Below are 22,709 nucleotides of genomic sequence, written 5' to 3'. Positions count from 1 at the left end.
GCTGTACCGGACAAAGACCGGGTGCCATTTGAGCGGTCCTGAGCTAACCTGCGCGGATGTTATAAGAGGTCATCATGCATATTCATATCCTTGGTATCTGCGGCACGTTCATGGGCTCGCTGGCGGTACTCGCCAAAGAGTTGGGGCATCGCGTAACAGGCTCCGACGCCAACGTCTACCCGCCGATGAGTACCCAGCTGGAAGCTCAGGGCATTGAGTTGACTCAGGGCTATGACCCGGCACAACTCGATCCGGCACCGGACCTGGTGGTGATCGGCAATGCGCTGTCGCGTGGTAACCCAGCGGTCGAGTATGTGCTGAATAAAGGTTTGCCTTATGTTTCCGGCCCTCAGTGGCTGGCGGATCACGTATTGCAAGGTCGCTGGGTGCTGGCAGTTGCCGGCACTCACGGCAAGACGACCACCAGCAGCATGCTGGCCTGGGTGCTGGAACACGCGGGCATGAGCCCCGGTTTCCTGATCGGCGGCATTCCGCAGAACTTCGCGGTGTCGGCGCGTCTGGGCGGTACGCCGTTCTTCGTGGTCGAAGCTGACGAATACGACAGCGCCTTCTTCGACAAGCGCTCCAAGTTCGTCCATTACCGCCCGCGTACCGCGATCCTCAATAACCTTGAGTTCGATCACGCCGATATCTTCCCGGATCTTCCGGCCATCGAGCGGCAGTTCCACCATCTGGTGCGCACCATCCCGAGCGAAGGTCTGGTGATTCACCCAACGACCGAGCCAGCCTTGCAGCGGGTCATTGAAATGGGCTGCTGGACGCCGGTGCAAACCACCGGGCAGGACGGCCAATGGCAGGCGCGTCTGTTGAGTGAAGACGGTTCGCGCTTTGAAGTGCTGTTCGATGGCCAGCCTCAAGGCGTGGTCGAGTGGGGAATGACCGGGCAGCACAACGTTGCCAATGCCTTGGCGACTCTGGCAGCGGCCCGGCATGTCGGTGTAGTGCCTGCGCAGGGTGTCGAGGCGTTGAGTGCATTCAAGAGCGTGAAGCGCCGCATGGAGAAAGTCGCTGAAGTACGTGGCATCACCATTTATGACGACTTCGCTCACCACCCGACGGCCATCGCCACCACCCTCGACGGCCTGCGCAAGAAAGTCGGCGATGCGTCGGTGATTGCGATTATCGAACCGCGCTCCAACTCCATGAAGCTGGGCGCGCACCGCGATGGTTTGCCGGAAAGCGTACAGCAGGCCGATCAGGTGGTCTGGTATGCACCGGCCAATCTGGGCTGGGATCTGGCCGCGACCGCTGCACAATGTTCGGTGCCTTCGATCGTCAGCGATTCCCTCGAGGGGATCATCGAGCGAGTCAAAAGCCAGGCTCAGCCCGGCACTCATGTGGTCATCATGAGCAACGGCGGCTTTGGCGGCCTGCATGGCAAACTGGCCGAGGCCCTGAAATGAGCGGCCCCGAACGCATTACTCTGGCCATGACCGGAGCTTCGGGTGCCCAGTACGGTTTGCGCCTGCTGGATTGTCTGGTTCGTGAAGACCGGGAAGTCCACTTCCTGATCTCCAAGGCCGCGCAATTGGTGATGGCGACTGAAACCGACGTCAGGTTGCCGCCCAAGCCTGCGATGATGCAGGCCTTTCTGACCGAGTACACCGGCGCGACTGCCGGGCAGATTCGTGTCTATGGCCGCGATGACTGGATGTCGCCCGTGGCCTCGGGCTCGGGCTCGCCTAGCGCCATGGTGGTGGTGCCGTGTTCGACTGGCTCTCTGTCGGCCATTGCCAGCGGAGCCTGCAACAACCTGATCGAACGTGCGGCGGATGTCACCTTGAAGGAGCGCCGCCAGTTGATTCTGGTGCCGCGTGAGGCGCCATTTTCCAGCATTCATCTGGAGAACATGCTCAAACTGTCGAACATGGGCGCGGTGATTCTTCCAGCGTCTCCCGGTTTCTATCATCAGCCGCAGACCATCGACGATCTGGTGGATTTCGTGGTCGCACGAATTCTCAATCTGTTGAATATCCCGCAGGACATGCTGCCGCGCTGGGGTGAGCATCATGTGGGGAGCGATGAGTAAGATCCTGCTGATTGCACTGGCGCTGCTCATGACCGGCTGTGCCACGGTCAGGACACTGGATGCGGCCCAGCCGGGCGCGCCTGTCGTGTATGCCGGTACGCGACTTGATCTGTATGCGATGCAGGGTGGTTGCTGCGAGAAGGACCGCTTTGGCGCTGAAGCGCCCGAGTATCCGGCCCTGGATTTACCCGCCAGTGCGTTGATCGACACCTTGTTGCTGCCGTTGTCGGTGCTGACAGCACTGGGAGTGGGTTATCAGGCTCATGGCGGGTTGTGATTTTTCGCGAATGAATTTGCTCCTTCACACCCCTTAGGAGCGAATTCATTCGCGAACACCTCAGTTTATTTCCCCAATTTACGCAACTCATCCGACTCCACAATCCGAACGCCATCCTGTTCTTCCAGCGCCAGCCGCCACATGGCGCGGGCCAGATTGCAGGCTTCGATAGCGCCGTATTTGCCGGGGAGTAATTTGGCAATCGGTGCCGCGAGCTGTTCGGCCCAGCGGGTTTCCGTACGATTGCCCACCAGCAGGGCCGGGCGTGCGATGGTCAATTGTGGCCAGTCTTGCGCCCTCAGGGCTTCTTCCATTTCACCCTTGGTGCGGTTGTAGAACACACTGGACCGGGCATCGGCACCGATGGCGCTGATCACCAGAAAATGCCGCGCCCCCAGTTCGCGAGCGCGTTCGGCCACGGTCAGTACCAGATTCAGGTCGATGGCGCGGAAGGCCTCCTGCGAACCTGCCTGTTTGATGGTGGTGCCCAGGCAGCAGAAGGCAATGTCCACTTTGCCGTCGAGGGTGGGTAGAAGGCTGTCCAGTTCGCCCACCGGGTTTTCCAGGTGTGGGTGGGTGGCCAATGGGCGGCGTGTCGGGGCCAGCACACGGCTGACGGTGGGTTCATTGAGCAGGCGATCCAGCAAATGTTCGCCTGTGAGTCCGGTTGCCCCTGCAAGCAGGATATGTTGCGGCGTCAAGTACATAGTGTTTCTCCCTTGATACTGAATAGCCTAGCGGCTAGTGGAGGTCTTCGCTTCCTTGCGGTTCAACGTCGTATTCAGCGCTCGTTCTGCCTGATTCTTGCGTAACAGTTGCCAGCGGGCAATGACCCCCTTGGGTGCCCATATCTGTGGTTCCGAAGCCTCGAAATCATCTTCGATTTCACGTTGCACGACATACGCTTTTGCATCGTTGAAAGCTTGTTGCAGGTCATCGGTTTCGACCAGTGCCCTGGCAAATAGTGCATCACCGAAATAGGTGAAGTCGGCTTCCTCCGAGCAACCGAACGATACGCGGTCAGCTCGTGAGGCAGTCATGACCAGCGTTCGTTCGTCCTTGAGGTCCGGGATGAATCCGCCCGAATAGCAGGCGGAAATCACGATGACCTTGTCCCGATTTTTCAGCGGTACCAGTGCGGCAGCCAATGCATCGGCTGGCAGATCGGCCAGCGACAGGCGCGGTTGGTCGAGCACCAGTTCGTGATCCTGAGTGCCATGGCTGGTCAGATAAATGAACACCAGGTCTTCCGGGCCACTGCGTTGTGCCAGTGTCTGGGCGGCACGGCTGATGGATTCCCGGGTTGCGAGGGGGCGGTCGTTCATGTGGTCGCGGTGATTGACCAGGCTGATTTGCCCGGATGCACCAAACCTTGAGGTCAGCAGGTTGCTGACGTAATCGGCCTCACGCATGAACACGCTTTGCTTGCCGTCACCGGCCACCACCAGGCTGTACAGTTCCAGAGCGGGTGTCGAGGCGGGCACGGCGGCCAGTGCTTTATCCAGTAACGGGCCTTGGGCGAGCAGGCCGGCCTCCAGCGGATCGGGCAGTAACGTGCCTTGGGCGTCGCGTATCCGCTGGCCGTTGGCCCAGACACCGCGCAGCTCGACACCGTCGGCGGAGGTCAGCACACCCGGGCCTTGATAGGTGTCATTGGCGAAGTGGCCGACATAGCTGCTGCCATCGGCCAGTTGCAGATGACCTTCGCCGGAGAATTGCCAATTGTTGAACTGGCCTTGATAGCGGCTGCCGTCCGAGCCGATCAGTTCACCTTTGCCGCTCAGCGCTCCTTCCTTGAACTGGCCGTTCCAGACATCGCCGTCACTGTTCTCGTAGCGACCCATGCCGTCCAGCTGGTTGTTGCGAAAGCCGCCGATATAGTGATCGCCATCGGTGCTTGTGAAGCTGCCGTTACCCTGAAGCTGGCCGTTGACGAATTTGCCGCTGAACTGGTTGCCGCTGGCGTCGGTGCGCACGCCTTCGCCATTGGGTTTGCCCTGAGTGAACTGGCCCTGGAACTGGCTGCCGTCTTCAAGCTCAAGGCGTCCGGGGCCGTCGTATTGACCTGCCTTGAAGTGGCCTCTGTAGAGCAGGCCTTTTTCCTGCCAGGTTCCTTCGCCATCCCGGCGTCCAAGCTTGAAGCCGCCGACGTAATTCCCTCCCGCTGTGATCAGCTTGCCCTGGCCATGGAACAGTCCGTGCTCGAACAGGCCTTTATAGACGTCGCCATTACTGGCATGCCATTCGCCTCGACCATGGCGCTGGCCATTCTCGAACTGGCCCGCGTACCAACTGCCATTGGGGTAATCGATGCGTCCCTCGCCCTGAAGCCGGCCATTGACCAGATCGCCACGATAGCGCCCGCCGTCGGGCAGCAGGCCATCGGGAGGCAACAGGGATTCGCTATCGCCGCAGCCAGCGATCAGGAGAGTCAGAGCCAGAGGAGCAAGCGCGCGCATTTAAGATCCCAAGAGAGTTATTCCGTGACTCTGCTTGAGCAGATGTTCTTGTCACACCGGTGGGAGTATGCCGCAGCGAGTAAGAGGGGTGAAACAGTCTGTTACGACTGTTTCATGTTTCATGGGTGCTACACAAAACACAGGGACAAAGGTTCAGCGATAAAGGCCGGTTTTTCCTGACCTTCGATTTCCAGGGTGGTCGTGGCCTTGAGCAGCCATTGCCCCGGTTTTTTCTCCGTGACTTCCGTCAGCTCGACTTTCAGCCGAACCCGTGAATCGACCTTCACCGGTTGAATGAAGCGCACGCTGTCCAGGCCATAGTTGACCACCATTTTCAGGCCTTCGGGCATGACCAGCAGGTCGCCCATCAGTTTGGGAATCAACGAGAGCGAGAGCAGCCCGTGTGCGATGGTGCTGCCGAAAGGAGTCTGTGCTGCCTTGACGGGATCGACGTGGATGAACTGGAAATCGCCGGTGGCTTCCGCGAACAGGTTGATGCGTTCCTGGTCTATGGTCAGCCATTCGGAACGTCCCAGTTCCTTGCCGATGTAGTTCTTGAGCTCTGTAGCAGGTACAAAAGGCATATCACTCTCCTTGATCTTCGGTTTTGCTTGCAGCTTGCAGTCCATGCCCGTGCGGGACATTGTCTGCGGGCGCGTGACAAGATCAGCAGAGGGTTGCCGGTTGGTCAAGTGACTCCTTGTGTGCGAATACCTGTCCATAGCCTTGAACGCAGCGTGTTTATAATGGCGCCGTGAGTTCACCGGGTTCATTTATCTTCTGGAGTTCCCATGCTGTTACGGGGTCTGACATGGCTGGTGCTGTTCCAATTGCTGGGGACGGCGCTCAATCATCTGTTCTTGTCGATACTGCCGGGCCCGATCATTGGTCTGGTTTTCATGATCGCGTACCTGATCTGGCGCGGTGAAGTAAGTGAGCCGATCAGCGTGGCTGCCAGCAGCCTGCTGCGTTATCTGCCTCTGCTGCTGGTGCCGCCCGCCGTTGGCGTGATGGTTTATGCCTCGGCCATTGCCGAGGACTTCTGGGCCATCTTTGGCACCCTGTCCGTATCGCTGATCATTTCTCTGACCTTTGTCGGCTGGTTGATGCAGAAGCTTATCGAGCGTCAGGCACGCCGCCAGGAGCGCTCATGAGTCTGGATTGGCATGGGGCCTGGATGTCGGTGATTCATCACCCTCTGTTTGGCATCGCTATCACGTTGGGTGCTTATCAACTGGCGATGGCTGCTTATGAGAAAACCCGCTGGTTGTTCCTGCAACCGGTGCTTGTCTCGATGGTTGTAGTGATCGGCATCCTGTTCAGTTGTGGTCTGGATTACGCCGAATACCGTAAAAGCACAGAGATTCTGGGTATTCTTCTGGGGCCGGCCACGGTCGCCCTGGCGGTGCCGCTTTATCTGAATCTACGGCGGATTCGTCAGTTGTTATGGCCAACCTTAACTACGCTGGTGATTGGTGGTGTTTTTGCCACCGGCTTGTGCTTGTCGTTGGGTTGGTTGCTGGGTGCCGATCACATGATCCTGATGACCATGGCGCCCAAGTCGGTTACGTCTCCGATTGCCATGCTGGTTGCTGAGCAGATCGGTGGTGTCGCGGCGCTGGCGGCGGTGTTTGTCTTGATCACTGGCGTGTTCGGCGCCATTTTCGGTCCTGGCCTGTTGTCACTGGCTGGCGTTGATAATCACGCAGCACGTGGCATGGCGCTGGGGCTTACCGCTCATGCGGTGGGAACCTCACTGGCTCTGCAGGAAGGCGAGGAGGCAGGCGCCTTTGCTGCATTGGCAATGAGCCTGATGGGTGTTGCAACAGCATTGTTTCTGCCATTGGCCGTGTCTTTGGCTGTTTAAGGGTACTTATTTATGACGTTGCCGCTGTTTCCGCTTAATGCTGTGCTGTTTCCGGGATGCGTGCTCGATCTGCAATTGTTCGAGGCGCGTTATCTGGACATGGTTAGCCGTTGCATGAAGCAAGGCGAAGGGTTCGGTGTGGTGTGCATCACTCATGGCAGCGAGATCGGTGTGGCGCCCGAGGGCTATTCGTTGATCGGCTGTGAAGCGCAGGTCACGGACTTTCAGCAGCAGGACAACGGCCTGCTGGGGATTCGTGTCGTCGGCGGTCGGCGTTTCAGAGTCATCAATGCCACTGTGCAGCGGGACCAATTGTTGATAGCCGATGTCCAGTGGCTGGACGAGCAGCAGGAGCGGCCATTGCAGGAGGAAGATGCCGATCTGGTGGCCTTGCTCGAAGCGCTGGGCGAGCACCCGATGGTCGCGTCCCTTAACATGGGGCTTGAGGCCAGTGGTCAGCAATCGTTGGCCAATCAGCTGGCTTACCTGCTGCCCTTCACTGAGCAGGACAAGATCGAACTGCTGGAAATCGACGATCCCGAAGAGCGCCTGGATGCGATCCAGGAGCTGCTCGACGAGATGCAAGGCGATTTACAGGCCTGATGTTGTAGAAGCGAATTCATTCGCGAAAGCCACTACCTCAATACTGATATCGCAATGTCGCATGGGCCAATGCATTGACTGCAAACAGGCCCAGCAGACCGGTTATGGCCGGTACGATCAGCCACCATACTTTTGCCGACATGGCTGGCAACGGCGTCTGATGCTGGATGAGGGTCAGGCTTGCGGCGCAGATACAGAACGCCAGCATCATCCCGGCCAGGATATCCGTCGGCCAATGGACCCCCAGATAAACCCGTGACAAGGCAATGGCCAGCGCGGGAACCCCGCCCAGCAGCAGCCAGGTCAGGCGCAGCCTGATCGGTTGTCCACGTCCGGCCAGTACCGCCAGTGTCATGAACAGCGCAAACGCAGCCGAGCTATGTCCGCTGGGCATGCTGTAGGTGGTCAGAGGGTCGAGCAGTACGTCCGGACGGGCGCGGCCAAAAAACGTTTTGAGCGTGCCGTTCGCCACGGCTGTGCCCAGCGTTGTGGCGAGAGCGAAGGCGGCGTGGCGCCATTGCCGGGCTATCAGCAGAACAATGATCAGCAGTGCTGCAGCGAGCAGTTGGGCTTTGAAGTCGCCAATGCTGGTGACCAGCAGGACGATATTCTGGGCCGTCGCGCTGCGATGCTCCTGGACAAGCGTCATCAGGCCCTGGTCAAAATGGTTCAGGTACGGCCAGCCGATCAGCAGTCCGGCCAGCATCAGCACGCTCAACAAGGCAATCACCTTGGTCGCATGGCGCTGCTTGCGGATGCTGCTTTGAATGCTCAGCCCGAACAGAATGGCCAGGCCCGCGCCAATGAATGCGGCTTCGCTCCAGAAACCCTCAGGCAATGGCAGGCGAATGGCCGCGCCTGCTGCCCAGCCCGGCATCAGGTAAACGATCGACCAACCAGCGGCTGCGATGATGCTGACGATGGCAAAGCGCGGGAAGGGCATGTCGAACATGCCCGCAATCATGGGCAGCATCGGGCGCAACGGACCGATGAAGCGACCCACCAGCAGGCTGGCGATGCCGTAGCGATGGAAGTAGGTTTCTGCGCCCGTCAGCCATTCCGGGTGCTGACGCAGGCCGGGTAACTGGCGGATATTCTGATGGAAGTGCTTGCCGATGAAGTACGACACTGCATCGCCCAGCAGGCCCCCGAGAAAACCCAGCAGCAGCACTTCGCTCAACGACAGAATGCCGCTGCCCGCCAGTGCTGCGATGGCGAACATCAGAACAGTGCCTGGCACGACGATCCCGGCAATCGCGACACACTCGATGAATGCCACCACGAATATCGCTATCGCTACCCACGACGGGTTCGCGGTCAACCAGCCAGTAATGCCATCGAGCAGTTCGCCCATGGATCAGTTTCCTTGAGGGATTAGAAAATAGTCGCGGCCTTCGACCTGACCGCGACGTAGTGGGTTCCGCGTGCAGAAGCGGGCGTATTCGGCATCGACGAAGCGGTACATCAGGTGCTCGTCGCGGCCATGGGGAATACCCAGGCGAGTGGTTTGAACGATGAGCTTCGGCGTCTGGCCAATGTCTTCGACAAGCAGCTTTTGCGGATCGAAGCGCCTGGCGTCCCAGACCGGCACTTTCAGGCCCATGGCCTTGCACAGCAGCGTCTGGCCTGCGCACAACCGCTCCGGTGCGCGAAAGGCGCCGCTGGCATCCGGGTTGTTCAATTGCATCTGTGCCAGGGCATTGGCATCACTGAGTTCATCGACCCAGGCAAAGCCGGACTTGATCAACACGGCATTGCCTGGCCCTTCGGCGCTGAAGTTCAGCGAGTCTCCGCCACGGGCGTAATACATGTAGATGTGCCCGCCATCCAGAAACAGCGCCTTGCGTTTTTCGGTGTAGCCCAGCGAGGCATGGCTGCCTTTTTCGGCGCAGTAATAGGCTTCGGTTTCAATGATGCGCGCTGCCAGCCACAGCTCACCGACCTTGTGCCGGATGACCTTGCCCAGAAGATCGCGGGCCAGGACCTGGGCATCTCGATGGAAAAAGCTGTCGGCAAGAGCAACGGGCATAGGCGGACACATGAAGTGAGAGGGCGCAGATCATAACAAGCGCTGTCTTAAATGCAGCTGAATGTACCTTGAAGGCCAACTTTGTTGTTTCTGGAAATGACAAAAGTGCAGGTTTACTCGCAATCTTTCATCGTGAAGGGCCGTATGAGGGTGAAATAAGCCCGACATGGTCATTTTTTGCACTGTTATCGACCATCCGCCTGTCTGCGCTGTCGTTCGTGCGGCGTGACAGCTATAATCGGCCGCTTTCTTATCTGCCAAGACCTCTGAGACCATGAGTGAGTCCGTTCTTGACTACATGACCCGCCTGGGTCGCGCCGCCCGCGAAGCTTCGCGAGTGATCGGTCGTGCCAGCACTGCGCAGAAGAACCGCGCTCTGCAGGCCATTGCCGCCGCTCTGGACGAAGCCCGCGCCGAGTTGTCCGCCGCCAACGAGCTTGACCTGAACGCAGGTCGCGCCAATGGCCTGGCTCCCGCCATGCTCGAACGCCTGGCCCTGACCCCCGCACGTATCGACAGCATGATCGTCGGGTTGCGTCAGGTTGCCAGTCTGCCGGACCCGGTTGGTGCAATTCGCGACATGAGTTATCGGCCTTCGGGGATTCAGGTCGGCAAGATGCGTGTGCCGCTGGGCGTTGTCGGAATCATCTATGAGTCGCGCCCGAACGTGACCATCGATGCCGCGAGCCTGTGCCTCAAGTCCGGGAACGCGACCATCCTGCGCGGTGGCTCCGAGGCCATTCACTCCAACCGTGCGGTGGCTGCCTGCATCCAGCGCGGTCTGGCCGAGTCCGGTCTGCCTTCGGGTGTGGTGCAAGTTGTCGAAACGACAGACCGCGATGCCGTGGGCGCGCTGATCACCATGCCCGAGTATGTGGACGTCATCGTGCCTCGTGGCGGCAAGGGGCTGGTGGAGCGTGTCAGCCGTGACGCCCGTGTGCCGGTCATCAAGCATCTGGACGGCATCTGCCATGTGTATGTCAGTGCCTATGCTGATTTGCCAAAGGCTCAGAACATCGCCTTCAATGCCAAGACCTATCGTTATGGCATCTGCGGCTCGATGGAAACCCTGCTGGTGGATCAGGCCGTGGCTGCCGAGTTCCTGCCTGCAATGGCTGCCCGCTTCCATGAAAAGGGCGTCGAGTTGCGTGGCTGTGAGCGCACCCGCGAACTGATCGATGCGATTCCTGCGACCGAAGAAGACTGGCACACCGAATATCTGGCGGCGATTCTGTCGATTCGTGTGGTAACCGGTCTGGACGAAGCCATCGAGCATATCAACCACTATGGTTCGCATCACAGCGATGCCATCGTTTCCGAGCAGCAGGGCCAGATTCGCCGTTTCATGGCGGAAGTCGACTCCAGTTCGGTGATGATCAATGCTCCGACCTGTTTCGCGGATGGCTTCGAGTACGGTCTGGGTGCAGAGATCGGCATTTCTACTGATAAGCTGCATGCCCGTGGCCCTGTCGGCCTGGAAGGCCTGACCTGCGAGAAATACATCGTGATCGGTGACGGTCAATTGCGTGGCCAGGAGCCTGCCTGACTTGAGCGAGCCCGTAGCAGCCTTGCCCAGACGTATCGGCATGCTGGGGGGAACGTTCGACCCGGTACATATAGGTCATTTGCGCGGCGCACTGGAAGTGGCCGAGCTGCTTGAACTCGATGAGTTGCGCCTGACGCCCAGCGCCAGGCCGCCACATCGCGACATGCCGAGTGTGACTGCACAGGATCGTCTTGCGATGGTCCGGTGTGCGGTGGCCGGTGTGTCACCCTTGACGGTGGATGACCGTGAGCTGAAACGGGATAAACCGTCGTACACCATCGACACTCTGGAATCGATGCGGGCCGAACTGGCCGCAGAGGACCAGCTGTTTCTGTTGTTGGGCTGGGATGCCTTTTGCGGGCTGCCCACCTGGTATCGGTGGGAAGAACTGCTGGAGCACTGCCATATCGTGGTGCTGCAACGCCCGGACGCCGACAGCGAGTCGCCTGATGCCATGCGCAACCTGCTGGCGGCACGCGCAGTCAGCGATCCGAAGGCCCTGAAAGGGCCGGGTGGACACATTACATTCGTCTGGCAGACGCCGTTGTCGGTGTCTGCCACCCAGATCCGTCAACTGCTGGCCAGCGGTAAGTCGGTACGTTTTCTGGTGCCAGACGCGGTACTGGCCTATATCGATGTGCACAGGCTTTACTGTGCGCCGAACACTGATGGGACGCTCTGAAACTGCTTTTATAGATAAGCGTTTGGGCGTTTCCACACATATGAGCTGAATGAGTTTTTTATGACAAAGCAAAAACTGAGTAGTGAAGAAGTCGTAGCACTGGCAACGGCTGCACTGGAAGACGTCAAAGGTTCGGACATTCTGGCACTCGACGTGCGCGACAAGACCAGCATCGCTGATTACATGCTGATCTGCACCGGTACTTCCAACCGCCAGCTCAACGCGCTGGTTGATAACGTTCGCGAGAAGGTCAAGGCTGCCGGCCTGATGCCGCTGAGCGAAGAAGGCAAGGGCGACAGCGACTGGGTTCTGCTGGATCTGGGTGATGTCGTCGTTCACGTGATGACCGCTGCTGCACGCCAGTTCTATGACCTGGAGCGTCTGTGGCAAGGTGCCGAGCAGAGCCGTGCAGCCAGCGCTGCGCACCACACTCCGGGCCACGAATAAGGCATCGCTGTGCGTCTGCGCCTGATCGCCGTTGGTTCGCGTATGCCCAAGTGGGTGGAAGAGGGTTGGCATGAGTACGCCAAGCGTCTTCCTTCCGAACTTGCGCTTGAACTCGTGGAAATTCCGCTCAATACCCGTGGCAAGAACGCCGACGTGGCACGCCTGATCCGTCAGGAAGGTGAAGCCATGCTGGCCAAGGTGCAACCGGGTGAGAGGATCGTCACGCTTGAAGTGCAGGGCAAGCCCTGGAGCACCGAACAGCTGGCGAGCGAGCTTGACCGCTGGCGTCTGGATTCGCGCACGGTAAACCTCATGGTCGGAGGGCCGGAAGGTCTTGCTCCAGAGGTTTGCGCACGCAGCGAGCAGCGTTGGTCGCTGTCACCACTGACCTTGCCGCACCCGCTGGTGCGTATCCTGATCGGTGAGCAGATATATCGCGCCTGGACAGTTCTGTCCGGGCACCCTTATCACAAGTAGCATTGCCTTTACTGTGAACGCGCCCTAGATGCCTCAGCCGATCCGCCTAAAAGACCATGAAAAAGACGCACGTCTGGTGCGCAGCAGGGTCGTGTTCGGGGCAGTGGCCATCATGTTGCTGGTGTGCGTCCTGATTGCACGCCTGTATTTCCTGCAGGTCATTCAGTACGACTACCACTCGACACTTTCGGAAAACAACCGCGTTCACGTCCAGCCGATTCCTCCGAGTCGCGGCCTGATCTTCGACCGCAACGGGGTTGTGGTTGCCGATAACCGGCCAAGTTTCAGTCTGAGCATGACCCGCGAGCGTGCCGGCGAGTGGTCCAAGGTGCTCGACACCATTGTCGAAGTGCTGCAACTCACGCCCGATGACCGCATCATCTTTGAAAAGCGCATGAAGCAGGGGCGTCGGCCATTCGAGCCTGTACCCATCCTGTTCGAGCTGACCGAAGAGCAGATTGCCCTTATTGCCGTGAACCAGTTCCGCCTGCCCGGCGTCGAGGTGGTGGCGCAACTGGTCCGGCACTATCCCCAAGGGCCGCACTTTGCGCATTCGGTCGGTTACATGGGCCGGATCAACGAGAAAGAACTCAAGGGCCTCGATCCCGTCAACTACAGTGGCACGCACCATATAGGCAAGACCGGTATCGAACGTTTCTACGAAGACGAACTGCATGGTCAGGTCGGTTACGAAGAAGTCGAGACCAACGCCCGTGGTCGTGTCTTGCGTGTTCTCAAGCGCACCGATCCGATTCCCGGCAAGGACATTGTCCTGAGCCTGGATATCAATCTGCAGGAAGCGGCCGAAGCTGCGCTGGGCGGTCGTCGTGGTGCCGTGGTGGCGCTGGACCCCAATACCGGCGAGGTTCTGGCGATGGTCAGCGCCCCGAGTTTCGATCCGAACCTGTTCGTCACCGGCATCAGCTTCAAGGCTTACGCCGAGCTGCGCGACTCCATCGACCGACCGCTGTTCAACCGTATCCTGCGTGGCCTTTATCCACCGGGCTCGACCATCAAGCCTGCGGTCGCGATTGCCGGGCTGGATGCTGGTGTCGTGACGCCGGGCTCTCGGGTATTCGACCCCGGTTATTACCAATTGCCGAACTATGACCACAAATACCGCAACTGGAACCGCACCGGTGATGGCTGGGTTGATCTGGATGTGGCGATCATGCGTTCAAATGACACCTACTTCTATGATCTTGCGCACAAACTCGGCATTGATCGGTTATCCAGCTACATGAACAAGTTCGGGCTCGGGCAGAAGGTGTCCCTGGACATGTTCGAGGAGTCTCCTGGCCTGATGCCGTCACGGGACTGGAAGCGAGCGACCCGTCGTCAGGCGTGGTTCCCCGGCGAGACGCTGATTCTCGGAATCGGTCAGGGCTATATGCAGGCCACGCCGCTGCAACTGGCCCAGGCGACTGCGCTGGTTGCCAACAAGGGCAAGTGGAACCGGCCGCATCTGGCCAAGAGCATCGAAGGCAAGGCGCCGGTGGACGACAACCCGATGCCGGACATCATCCTGCGCGACCCGGCCAACTGGGCCAGGGTCAACCATGGCATGCAGGAAGTGATGCACGGTGCGCGGGGTACGGCGCGCAAGGCTTCCATTGGTGCGCAATACCGAATCGCCGGTAAAAGCGGTACTGCTCAGGTTGTGGCCATCAAGCAGGGTGAAAAGTATGACCGCACCAAGGTCCAGGAGCGTCATCGCGACCACGCCTTGTTCGTGGGCTTCGCGCCAGCCGACAACCCCAAGATTGTTGTTGCTGTGATGGTGGAGAACGGCGAGTCCGGCTCTGGCGTCGCGGCTCCTGTGGTCCGTCAGGTCATGGATGCCTGGCTGCTCGACCAGAATGGCGCACTCAAGCCTGAGTACGCCGGCTCCCTGAATCCGGAGGCTGCGGCCCGTGAAGAGTAATTTCGACCGCATCCTTTCCAGCGAAGATGTGATGCGTCGCCGTGCGACCTTTCTGCAACGTATTCATATCGATGGCCCGTTGCTGGTCATCCTGCTGACGCTGGCGGCGGGCAGCCTGTTCGTCCTGTATTCGGCCAGTGGCAAGAACTGGGACTTGCTGATCAAACAGGCCAGTTCATTCGGTATCGGGTTGACCGCAATGCTGGTCATCGCTCAGTTCGAGCCGCGGTTCATGGCGCGCTGGGTGCCCGTTCTGTATGTCATGGGCGTGCTGTTGCTGGTGGTGGTGGATGTGATGGGTCACAACGCCATGGGCGCTACCCGCTGGATCAACATTCCAGGGGTGATTCGTTTCCAGCCATCGGAGTTCCTGAAAATCATCATGCCGGCGACCATCGCCTGGTATCTGTCCAAGCGCACCTTGCCGCCGCAGCTCAAGCATGTGGCGGTCAGTCTTGCGCTGATCGGTGTGCCCTTTGTGCTGATCGTGCGTCAGCCTGACCTGGGCACCTCCTTGCTGATCCTGGCTTCCGGTGCTTTCGTACTGTTCATGGCCGGGCTGCGCTGGCGCTGGATCATCAGCGTGCTGGCCGCTGCCGTGCCAGCGGCTGTCGCCATGTGGTTCTTCTTCATGCACGACTACCAGAAGCAGCGGGTACTGACCTTTCTCGACCCGGAAAGCGACCCGCTGGGCACGGGCTGGAACATCATCCAGTCCAAGGCGGCCATCGGTTCCGGCGGTGTATTCGGCAAGGGCTGGCTGCTGGGCACCCAGTCGCACCTGGACTTCCTGCCTGAAAGCCACACCGACTTCATCATTGCGGTGCTGGGCGAGGAGTTCGGGCTGGTGGGGATCTGTGCGTTGCTGGTCATCTACCTGCTGTTGATCGGGCGTGGCCTAGTCATCACTGCGCAAGCCCAGACCCTGTTCGGCAAGCTGCTGGCCGGGGCGCTGACAATGACATTTTTTGTTTATGTATTCGTCAATATCGGTATGGTCAGTGGCCTGCTGCCGGTTGTAGGTGTGCCGCTGCCTTTCATTAGTTATGGCGGAACTTCGCTCGTGACGCTGCTGTCAGCGTTTGGGGTTTTGATGTCGATCCATACACATCGTAAATGGATCGCTCAGGTTTGATTAAGGTGAAGAATTCAATGCAGGTAGTTCGCAACTGGGCTCGATATGCTCCGGTGGTCGGTCTGGTGAGCGTTCTTGGAACCGTACAAGAGGCTATCGCTGGCGACTACGAGGGTTCACCTCAGGTGGCCGAATTTGTCGGTGAGATGACTCGCGAGTACGGTTTTGCCGGTGAACAGTTGATGAGCGTGTTTCGCGAGGTCGAGCGCAAACAGCCTATTCTCGATGCCATTTCCCGCCCAGCCGAACGGGTCAAGCAATGGAAAGAATATCGTCCGATGTTCATTACCGATGCCCGTATCGCGCGTGGCGTCGATTTCTGGCGTCAGCATGAGGCTGCTCTGGCCCGTGCCGAGCAGGAATATGGTGTGCCTGCGCAGATCATCGTGTCGATCATTGGCGTCGAAACCTTCTTTGGCCGCAACACCGGCAACTATCGGGTAATCGATGCGCTGTCCACGCTGGGCTTCGACTATCCGCCTCGCGCCCCGTTTTTCCGCAAGGAACTGCGCGAGTTCCTGCTGCTGGCGCGTGAACAGCAGGTCGATCCTCTGACCCTCAAGGGTTCCTACGCCGGTGCGATGGGCCTTCCGCAGTTCATGCCGAGCAGTTTTCGTGCTTATGCCGTGGATTTCGACGGTGACGGGCATATCAATATCTGGACCGATCCGGACGATGCCATCGGCAGTGTTGCCAGCTACTTCAAGCGCCATGGCTGGGTGGCCGGGCAGCGTGTCGTCAGTCGTGCCTCGGCACGTGGCAGTCGGGTCGATGAGGGGCTGAGCCCTGGCCTGGACCCGATCATGTCGGTCGGGGAGTTGCGAGGTCTGGGCTGGGCGAGTCATGATGCGCTGCGCGATGACCTGCCTGTCACGGCATTTCGCCTTGAAGGCGAGCAAGGCCCCGAATACTGGATGGGGCTGAACAATTTTTATGTAATCACCCGTTATAACCGCAGTGTGATGTACGCCATGGCCGTGTATCAGCTGTCTGAATCGTTGGTTCAAGCTCGAGGCGTGAAGTAATGCGGCCATTGCCGATTCGTACACCTTTGAAATTGCTGGCTTATGCGGGGCTGGCATTGCTTATGGCAAGTTGCTCGTCCACTTCGCGTTCGCCACAGCAGAGCGGCACAGCCGTGCGTTCTGCACCAGGGCTGGATATCAACCGCGCGCACAAGGACGGGGCTCCCTGGTGGGATGTCGATGTCTCGCGCATCCCCGATGCCACGCCAACTGTCCACACCGGTGCCTACAAGGCCAACCCTTACACGGTACTGGGCAAGACCTATTTCCCGATGAGCGAATCCAAACGCTATGTCGCCTCGGGTACGGCTTCCTGGTATGGCACCAAGTTTCATGGCCAGAACACCGCCAATGGCGAGGTCTATGACCTGTATGGCATGAGCGCCGCTCACAAGACCCTGCCGCTGCCCAGTTATGTCCGGGTGACCAACCTGGACAACAACCGCACGGTGATTCTGCGTGTCAACGACCGTGGGCCGTTCTACTCCGACCGGATCATCGACCTGTCCTACGCGGCCGCTAAGAAGCTCGGTTATGCCGAAAGCGGTACTGCGCGGGTCAAGGTCGAAGGTATCGATCCACAGGAATGGTGGGCGCAACGTGGTCGTCCGGCGCCCCTGGCGCTTGATCAGCCACAAGTCGTGGCTCAGGCCGCTACGCCAGCGTTTACAGCCTCTACCGGGACTGTCGAGCAATACACACCGCCGCCCCAGCAACACGCTGCGCCAGCCGTGCCTTTGCAGGCTGACGCAAAAAAAAACGCTTCCGGACAAGCCTCTGGGCTATTTCTCCAGGTGGGAGCCTTCGCGAATCCAGACGCTGCCGAGCTCCTGAGGTCGAAACTGAGCGGGATGGTTCGGGCGCCGGTTTTCGTGAGTTCGATAGCCCGCAATCAACAGACGCTTTATCGGGTCAGGATGGGGCCGATAGGCACGCAGGGTGAAGCCCAGCAATTGCAGGATAGTGTCAGATCGGCCAACCTTGGTCAGCCGAGCCTTGTAACACTGGATTGAATGAACAGTCGTTCTTGGCGGTATGAAGAGCGATTTGCAGTGGCCCGCAATGCGGACTTGCCGTCAGAGCAAGTGTTGCAGGCACTGCCCGCAGGATCGTGTGTCGAACAGGCGATCTTGTCAGCCAGGGCTTTAGCCTGGCGCCACGGGCCGCAGTGAAGTGCATGCGCTTCGCCGGCCTGTTCCGCTTTGCCCGTGAGGGCATGTTTGCCCATTAGCAATTTCGAGAGACGGATGAACATCACCACCTTTGCAAAACGTTTGTGCCTGCTTGTGCCACTGATTATCGCCCCGGCTGCCTGGGCCGCAGAACAGATGACGCCTGCTGCGCCGCAACTGGCCGCCAAGTCCTACGTGCTGATGGATGCCTCCAGCGGCAACGTTCTGGTTGAAAACAATGGTGATCAGCGCCTGGCTCCTGCGAGCCTGACCAAGCTGATGACTGCCTATATCGCGACCCTGGAAATCCGTCGCGGCCAGATCGGCGAGAACGATCCGGTGACCGTCAGTGAAAACGCCTGGCGTACAGGCGGTTCCCGGATGTTCATCAAGGTTGGTAGCCAGGTGACGGTCAGCGACCTGCTGCACGGCATTATCATCCAGTCGGGTAACGACGCCAGCGTTGCAGTTGCCGAGCACATTGCCGGCAGCGAAGACGCTTTCGCCGACATGATGAACAAGACTGCTGGCGATCTGGGCATGACCAACAGCCACTTCATGAACCCGACCGGCCTGCCGAACCCTGAGCACTATTCGTCTGCTCATGACATGGCAACGCTGGCGCGCGCCATCATCCACGAAGACCCGGCTCACTACGCGATCTACTCGCAGAAAGAGTTCTTCTGGAACGGCATCAAGCAGCCTAACCGCAACCTGCTGCTGTGGCGCGACAAGACCGTCGACGGCCTGAAAACCGGTCACACCGAAGAAGCCGGCTACTGCATGGTGTCCTCGGCAGTGCGTGACGGCATGCGTCTGATCGCCGTGGTGTTCGGCACCAACAGCGAGCAGGCCCGTGCGGCTGAAACCCAGAAGCTGCTGACCTACGGTTTCCGTTTCTTCGAAACCCAGAACTTCTACCAGAAGGGCACCGAGCTGGCCCAGGCGTCCGTCTGGAAAGGCACCACCCGTCAGGTCAAGGCCGGTCTGGCAGAAGACCTGAGCATGACCATGCCCAAAGGCGACATGAAGAAACTCAGCGCCAGCATGACCATGAACCCGCAACTGGTTGCGCCAATTGCCAAGGGTGACGTGATCGGCAAGGTTGAAGTGAAGAAGGAAGACAAGGTTGTGCATACTGCCAACCTCATCGCACTGGAAGCTGTCGAGGAAGGTGGTATTTTCCGCCGCGTGTGGGATAGCATTCGCCTGTTCTTCTACGGCTTGTTCAACTGACCTTCTAGTAATCAATGCCGACCTTCTCGCGACCTGCTTTCTGAGCGGGTCGCGTGTCCGTCGTCACGGCTTGTGAGACCTTTACTGCCATGACCGATACCGACGTCAAGTCGCACAAAATCGAATTCCCCTGCGATGACTACCCGATCAAGGTGATCGGCGACACCAGCGTGGGTTTTACTGCTGCGGTGATCGAGATTCTCGGCAAGCACGCGAAAATCGACGTCTCCACGCTCGCCGAGCGTCAGAGCAGCAACGGCAAGTACACCACCGTACAACTGCATATCGTCGCCACCGGCGAAGACCAGTTGCGCGATATCAATAGTGCTCTTCGCGCTACGGGTGTCGTGCATATGGTGCTCTGATGGGCGAAATCCTGGGCTTTCGTGATCTTGGGCTGATCGATTACGAAAGCGCCTGGCATGCCATGCAGCGCTTCACCGATGGGCGTGACCGGAACACCGCCGATGAAATCTGGCTGGTGCAGCATCCACCGGTCTTTACCCAGGGACAGTCCGGCAAGGCGGAGCATTTGCTGTTGCCGGGCAATATTCCTGTCGTACAGGTCGATCGTGGAGGCCAAGTGACCTATCATGGCCCCGGCCAGCTGGTTGCCTATCTGTTACTCGATGTCAGGCGCCTTGGATTTGGGGTTCGTGATCTGGTCACCCGGATCGAAAACACCCTTATCGCCTTGCTGGACAGTTATGGGGTGACGGCGGCGGCCAAGGCCGATGCCCCAGGCGTATATGTCGACGGCGCGAAAATCGCGTCTCTCGGCCTGCGTATTCGTAACGGTTGCTCATTTCATGGACTGGCGTTGAACGTCGACATGGACCTGGAGCCGTTCCGCCGCATCAACCCCTGTGGATATGCCGGGCTGGCAATGACCCAGTTGCGCGATCACGCAGGGAAGATGGAATTTTCCGAGGTAAGTGCCCGGCTGCGTGCGCAGCTCGTCAAACACCTCGACTATGCTGAGCAGGCGACCCTTACGGGCGGAATAGAATGATATGACTGACACCGTGCAAACCCTGATCCCGACGCTGGATGTTTCCGAGCGCGCCCCCCGTCCGAAAGTCGAAGCGGGCGTGAAGCTGCGCGGTGCTGAAAAAGTCGCACGCATCCCGGTCAAGATCATCCCGACAGTTGAACTGCCCAAGAAGCCTGACTGGATTCGCGTCCGGATCCCGGTTTCCCCGGAGGTCGACCGTATCAAGCAATTACTGCGCAAACACAAGCTGCACAGCGTTTGCGAAGAGGCATCCTGCCCGAACCTGGGCGAGTGCTTCTCTGGCGGCACCGCGACCTTCATGATCATGGGTGACATCTGCACCCGTCGCTGCCCGTTCTGCGACGTCGGCCATGGCCGTCCGAAGCCTCTGGACACCGACGAGCCGAAGAACCTGGCGGTGGCGATTGCCGATCTGCGCCTCAAGTACGTGGTTATCACCTCGGTGGATCGCGACGATCTGCGCGACGGCGGTGCGCAGCACTTTGCCGACTGCATCCGTGAAATCCGTGCCCTGTCGCCGAATGTCCAGCTCGAAACCCTGGTCCCGGATTACCGTGGCCGCATGGACGTAGCGCTGGAAATCACCGCGGCCGAGCCGCCGGATGTGTTCAACCACAACCTGGAAACCGTGCCGCGCCTGTACAAGGCTGCGCGTCCGGGTTCGGATTACCAGTGGTCATTGACCCTGCTGCAACGTTTCAAGCAGATGGTGCCGCACGTGCCGACCAAATCCGGGCTGATGCTGGGTCTGGGTGAAACCGACGACGAAGTCATCGAAGTCATGCAGCGCATGCGTGAACACGATATCGACATGCTGACCCTTGGTCAGTACTTGCAGCCTTCGCGCAGCCACTTGCCGGTCCAGCGTTTCGTGCATCCGGACACCTTCGCCTGGTTCGCCGAGGAAGGTTACAAGATGGGCTTCAAGAACGTGGCTTCCGGGCCGCTGGTGCGTTCGTCGTATCATGCAGACGAACAGGCCAAGATTGCCAAGACACTGCTCTGACGGGCATTTGGCAGGCAATGAAAAACGGGCCGGATAGTGATATCCGGCCCGTTTTTTTATGGTGGTACGTCAGGGTTTGCGCAGGTTGTTCAGCAACTCGTGAGTCGGATAACCATCGGCAGGCCAGCCAAAGGATTGCTGGGCGCTGCGAATCGCCTTGCGGGTATTGGCGCCGATAATCCCGTCTGGAGCGCCTGCGTCGTATTTGCGGGCCGACAGCAGGGTTTGCAGCTCGATGCGCTCAGAACGGCTCAGCGGCAGGTCTGTGCGAGGCCAATTGCCTACAACGTAACCGCCACCCTTGAAACGGTCGGACAACAGGCTGATCGCCAGGGCGTATGACGTCGAATTGTTGTATCTGAGAATGGCGCGGAAGTTGTCCAGCACCAGAAAGGCCGGACCCCGATAGCCGGCAGGCAGCAGCAGTGCCGCTTGTTGCTGGCTGGCAGCGAGAGGCAATGCCGAGCCATCGGGAAGCTTCAGGCCGAGTTTTTGCCATTCCGGCAGGCTCTTGCGGGTCGATGCGTCAGCCAAGGCATAGTCGAAGTCCGAACTCAGCACCACTTCAAAGCCCCACGGCTGGCCACGCTGCCAGCCGGAGCTTTGCAGGTAGTGAGCGGTGGAGGCCAGGGCATCGGCAGGCGTGTTCCAGATATCGCGGCGACCATCACCGTCGAAGTCCACTGCATGAGTGTTGTAGGTGGTCGGTATGAACTGCGTTTGCCCCATGGCGCCAGCCCAGGAGCCGATCATCTTGTCTGGTGTGATATCGCCGTGCTGGAGGATTTCCAGTGCCGCCAGCAACTGGCTTTGGGCGAAGTCTGGGCGGCGGCCTTCGTAGGCCAGCGTAGCCAGTGAGCGGATCACCGATTGCGAACCCTGGAATTGCCCGAAGTTACTCTCCATGCCCCATACCGCGACCAATGCCTGACGATCAACGCCATAGCGCTGTTCGATGTTTTGCAGGTCGGTGCTGTACTGGGAAAGCAGGGCCTGGCCCTTGCGTACCCGTGCAGCAGAAATTGCGCCGTCCAGATATTCCCACACCGGGCGGCTGAACTCCGGCTGGCTACGGTCGGCCTTGACCACGCTCATGTCCGGTGTCACGCCGCTGAATGCGCGGTCGAATATGTCTGCGCGGATGCCTGCTCTGAGTGCCTGATTACGAAAGCCTGCCTGCCATTCCGAGAAACTGATGACGGGTTGGATCGTGAGGTTCTCATCGACAACCAGCGTCGGTGTTGGCACCGCAACCGCCTGGGGCTTGCTGGCTTGAAGCGGAGTGGCATCGGCAGCAGTGGGTTTTTCTGCGCAAGCTACCAGAGCGATAAGGCTGGAGGCGGCGATGAGTTGGCGCAACTGCCAGGGATGGGTAAAACAAGAAGGCATGCTTGGGTCCAAAGGGATTACCGACAGATGCAGACCTTAACACGGCTGGGCGGTTGAAAGCGCCTGGAGGGTTGTTGCTCTTTATCACGCAGCCAGAAAGCAAGAAGCCTCCCAGCTTTTAGACTGGAAGGCTTCGCGGCGGTAGCTGCCTTTGCCCTTGGCTGGTCGTTCCTGACGACTGCGGAACAATGGCTGGGCAATGATGGACTTGGCCTTGTTCGGCCGCTTCGGTTTGCTCATGGCGGGGTACTCTCGGGTGGGGGTGAACGGTGCGCATGATCAGGCAGGGCGGGGCGTCTGTCTAATAGTTGTGTGCTATGGATTCGCAGTCTGCTGCTCCGGGCTTGCTCCCAACGTCGCTCCTGCGCAG

General features: G+C 59.2%; 25 protein-coding genes. 18 read left to right on the top strand and 7 right to left on the bottom strand.

The window, feature by feature from the left end; translation table 11 throughout:
- Positions 1 to 74 precede the first annotated feature (74 nt).
- The 3 genes from mpl to ACODS3_RS02225 are packed head-to-tail and all read left to right on the top strand — an operon-like array spanning position 75 to position 2,327.
- Complete coding sequence (mpl, locus tag ACODS3_RS02235; protein WP_489033052.1) at positions 75 to 1,424, top strand: UDP-N-acetylmuramate:L-alanyl-gamma-D-glutamyl-meso-diaminopimelate ligase; 1,350 nt, start codon at positions 75 to 77, stop codon at positions 1,422 to 1,424.
- Entirely contained in the window at positions 1,421 to 2,050 is a 630-nt protein-coding gene (ubiX, locus tag ACODS3_RS02230; protein ID WP_122369842.1) for a flavin prenyltransferase UbiX, read from the top strand. Before mpl ends, ubiX begins: the two co-directional genes overlap by 4 nt.
- Positions 2,043 to 2,327 carry a YceK/YidQ family lipoprotein gene (locus ACODS3_RS02225; RefSeq protein WP_201018654.1) on the top strand — a complete coding sequence of 95 codons (285 nt, stop codon included), beginning with the start codon at positions 2,043 to 2,045 and terminating at the stop codon, positions 2,325 to 2,327. Before ubiX ends, ACODS3_RS02225 begins: the two co-directional genes overlap by 8 nt.
- Before the next feature lie 65 nt (positions 2,328 to 2,392).
- Here ACODS3_RS02225 and ACODS3_RS02220 read toward each other — a convergent pair whose 3' ends face one another.
- The 3 genes from ACODS3_RS02220 to ACODS3_RS02210 all read right to left on the bottom strand — a co-directional run bounded on the left by ACODS3_RS02220 (position 2,393) and on the right by ACODS3_RS02210 (position 5,370).
- Positions 2,393 to 3,034 carry an oxidoreductase gene (locus tag ACODS3_RS02220; RefSeq protein ID WP_201018655.1) on the bottom strand — a complete coding sequence of 214 codons (642 nt, stop codon included), beginning with the start codon at positions 3,032 to 3,034 and terminating at the stop codon, positions 2,393 to 2,395.
- Positions 3,035 to 3,061: 27 nt separating this feature from the next.
- Positions 3,062 to 4,786 carry a C13 family peptidase gene (locus ACODS3_RS02215; RefSeq protein WP_489033049.1) on the bottom strand — a complete coding sequence of 575 codons (1,725 nt, stop codon included), beginning with the start codon at positions 4,784 to 4,786 and terminating at the stop codon, positions 3,062 to 3,064.
- 128 nt (positions 4,787 to 4,914) lie between these two features.
- A complete protein-coding gene (locus ACODS3_RS02210; protein WP_201018657.1) occupies positions 4,915 to 5,370 on the bottom strand; it encodes a MaoC family dehydratase in 456 nt (151 codons plus the stop codon).
- Between the two features lie 207 nt (positions 5,371 to 5,577).
- On the opposite strand from ACODS3_RS02210, the gene ACODS3_RS02205 reads away from it, so the two are divergent.
- The 3 genes from ACODS3_RS02205 to ACODS3_RS02195 are packed head-to-tail and all read left to right on the top strand — an operon-like array spanning position 5,578 to position 7,256.
- Positions 5,578 to 5,940: a CidA/LrgA family protein gene (locus ACODS3_RS02205; RefSeq protein ID WP_201018658.1), complete on the top strand. Its 363-nt coding sequence runs from the start codon at positions 5,578 to 5,580 to the stop codon at positions 5,938 to 5,940.
- Between the two features lie 2 nt (positions 5,941 to 5,942).
- Positions 5,943 to 6,653: an LrgB family protein gene (locus ACODS3_RS02200; protein WP_201018803.1), complete on the top strand. Its 711-nt coding sequence runs from the start codon at positions 5,943 to 5,945 to the stop codon at positions 6,651 to 6,653.
- A 12-nt stretch (positions 6,654 to 6,665) separates the two neighbouring features.
- Positions 6,666 to 7,256: an LON peptidase substrate-binding domain-containing protein gene (locus tag ACODS3_RS02195; RefSeq protein WP_201018659.1), complete on the top strand. Its 591-nt coding sequence runs from the start codon at positions 6,666 to 6,668 to the stop codon at positions 7,254 to 7,256.
- A gap of 37 nt (positions 7,257 to 7,293) precedes the next feature.
- On the opposite strand, the gene ACODS3_RS02190 is transcribed toward ACODS3_RS02195, so the two are convergent.
- Positions 7,294 to 8,610, bottom strand: coding sequence for a bifunctional DedA family/phosphatase PAP2 family protein (locus ACODS3_RS02190; RefSeq protein WP_201018660.1), 1,317 nt, complete (start codon positions 8,608 to 8,610; stop codon positions 7,294 to 7,296).
- Positions 8,611 to 8,613: 3 nt separating this feature from the next.
- Complete coding sequence (locus ACODS3_RS02185; protein ID WP_201018661.1) at positions 8,614 to 9,285, bottom strand: DNA-3-methyladenine glycosylase; 672 nt, start codon at positions 9,283 to 9,285, stop codon at positions 8,614 to 8,616.
- 274 nt (positions 9,286 to 9,559) lie between these two features.
- On the opposite strand from ACODS3_RS02185, the gene ACODS3_RS02180 reads away from it, so the two are divergent.
- From ACODS3_RS02180 to lipA, 12 genes are all read left to right on the top strand, one after another.
- Positions 9,560 to 10,831 (top strand): glutamate-5-semialdehyde dehydrogenase, encoded by a 1,272-nt coding sequence (locus tag ACODS3_RS02180; protein ID WP_201018662.1) that lies wholly within the window; start codon positions 9,560 to 9,562, stop codon positions 10,829 to 10,831.
- A 22-nt stretch (positions 10,832 to 10,853) separates the two neighbouring features.
- A complete protein-coding gene (gene nadD, locus ACODS3_RS02175; protein WP_201007140.1) occupies positions 10,854 to 11,513 on the top strand; it encodes a nicotinate-nucleotide adenylyltransferase in 660 nt (219 codons plus the stop codon).
- A 60-nt stretch (positions 11,514 to 11,573) separates the two neighbouring features.
- Positions 11,574 to 11,960 (top strand): ribosome silencing factor, encoded by a 387-nt coding sequence (rsfS, locus tag ACODS3_RS02170; RefSeq protein ID WP_201007093.1) that lies wholly within the window; start codon positions 11,574 to 11,576, stop codon positions 11,958 to 11,960.
- Positions 11,961 to 11,969: 9 nt separating this feature from the next.
- On the top strand, positions 11,970 to 12,437 hold the full coding sequence (gene rlmH, locus ACODS3_RS02165; protein ID WP_025261972.1) for a 23S rRNA (pseudouridine(1915)-N(3))-methyltransferase RlmH: 468 nt from the start codon (positions 11,970 to 11,972) through the stop codon (positions 12,435 to 12,437).
- A 28-nt stretch (positions 12,438 to 12,465) separates the two neighbouring features.
- Positions 12,466 to 14,361, top strand: a complete 1,896-nt coding sequence (gene mrdA / locus ACODS3_RS02160; protein ID WP_201007095.1) for a penicillin-binding protein 2 — start codon at positions 12,466 to 12,468, stop codon at positions 14,359 to 14,361.
- Between the two features lie 31 nt (positions 14,362 to 14,392).
- Positions 14,393 to 15,496, top strand: coding sequence for a rod shape-determining protein RodA (rodA, locus tag ACODS3_RS02155; RefSeq protein ID WP_201007142.1), 1,104 nt, complete (start codon positions 14,393 to 14,395; stop codon positions 15,494 to 15,496).
- A 5-nt stretch (positions 15,497 to 15,501) separates the two neighbouring features.
- Positions 15,502 to 16,521: a lytic murein transglycosylase B gene (mltB, locus tag ACODS3_RS02150; RefSeq protein WP_374005052.1), complete on the top strand. Its 1,020-nt coding sequence runs from the start codon at positions 15,502 to 15,504 to the stop codon at positions 16,519 to 16,521.
- Positions 16,521 to 17,534 (top strand): septal ring lytic transglycosylase RlpA family protein, encoded by a 1,014-nt coding sequence (locus tag ACODS3_RS02145; protein WP_201007099.1) that lies wholly within the window; start codon positions 16,521 to 16,523, stop codon positions 17,532 to 17,534. The genes mltB and ACODS3_RS02145 overlap by 1 nt, the downstream gene beginning before the upstream one ends.
- A 234-nt stretch (positions 17,535 to 17,768) precedes the next feature.
- Positions 17,769 to 18,929 carry a D-alanyl-D-alanine carboxypeptidase family protein gene (locus ACODS3_RS02140; RefSeq protein ID WP_201007101.1) on the top strand — a complete coding sequence of 387 codons (1,161 nt, stop codon included), beginning with the start codon at positions 17,769 to 17,771 and terminating at the stop codon, positions 18,927 to 18,929.
- Positions 18,930 to 19,018: 89 nt separating this feature from the next.
- Positions 19,019 to 19,294, top strand: coding sequence for a DUF493 domain-containing protein (locus tag ACODS3_RS02135; protein ID WP_025261966.1), 276 nt, complete (start codon positions 19,019 to 19,021; stop codon positions 19,292 to 19,294).
- On the top strand, positions 19,294 to 19,941 hold the full coding sequence (gene lipB / locus ACODS3_RS02130; RefSeq protein ID WP_201018664.1) for a lipoyl(octanoyl) transferase LipB: 648 nt from the start codon (positions 19,294 to 19,296) through the stop codon (positions 19,939 to 19,941). Before ACODS3_RS02135 ends, lipB begins: the two co-directional genes overlap by 1 nt.
- 1 nt (position 19,942) lies before the next feature.
- Complete coding sequence (gene lipA / locus ACODS3_RS02125; RefSeq protein ID WP_236124366.1) at positions 19,943 to 20,950, top strand: lipoyl synthase; 1,008 nt, start codon at positions 19,943 to 19,945, stop codon at positions 20,948 to 20,950.
- Between the two features lie 69 nt (positions 20,951 to 21,019).
- Here the strand turns inward: lipA and ACODS3_RS02120 are convergent, their stop codons facing one another.
- Both ACODS3_RS02120 and arfA read right to left on the bottom strand, forming a co-directional pair.
- Positions 21,020 to 22,339 (bottom strand): lytic murein transglycosylase, encoded by a 1,320-nt coding sequence (locus ACODS3_RS02120; protein ID WP_201007105.1) that lies wholly within the window; start codon positions 22,337 to 22,339, stop codon positions 21,020 to 21,022.
- 84 nt (positions 22,340 to 22,423) lie between these two features.
- Positions 22,424 to 22,579, bottom strand: a complete 156-nt coding sequence (gene arfA, locus ACODS3_RS02115; RefSeq protein WP_198728013.1) for an alternative ribosome rescue factor ArfA — start codon at positions 22,577 to 22,579, stop codon at positions 22,424 to 22,426.
- Between the last annotated feature and the right edge of the window lie 130 nt (positions 22,580 to 22,709).

The organism is Pseudomonas sp. FG43 (genome assembly GCF_057809175.1).
Note: the sequence above shows the minus strand (reverse complement) of the source record. Positions and strands in the feature narration are given on the sequence as shown.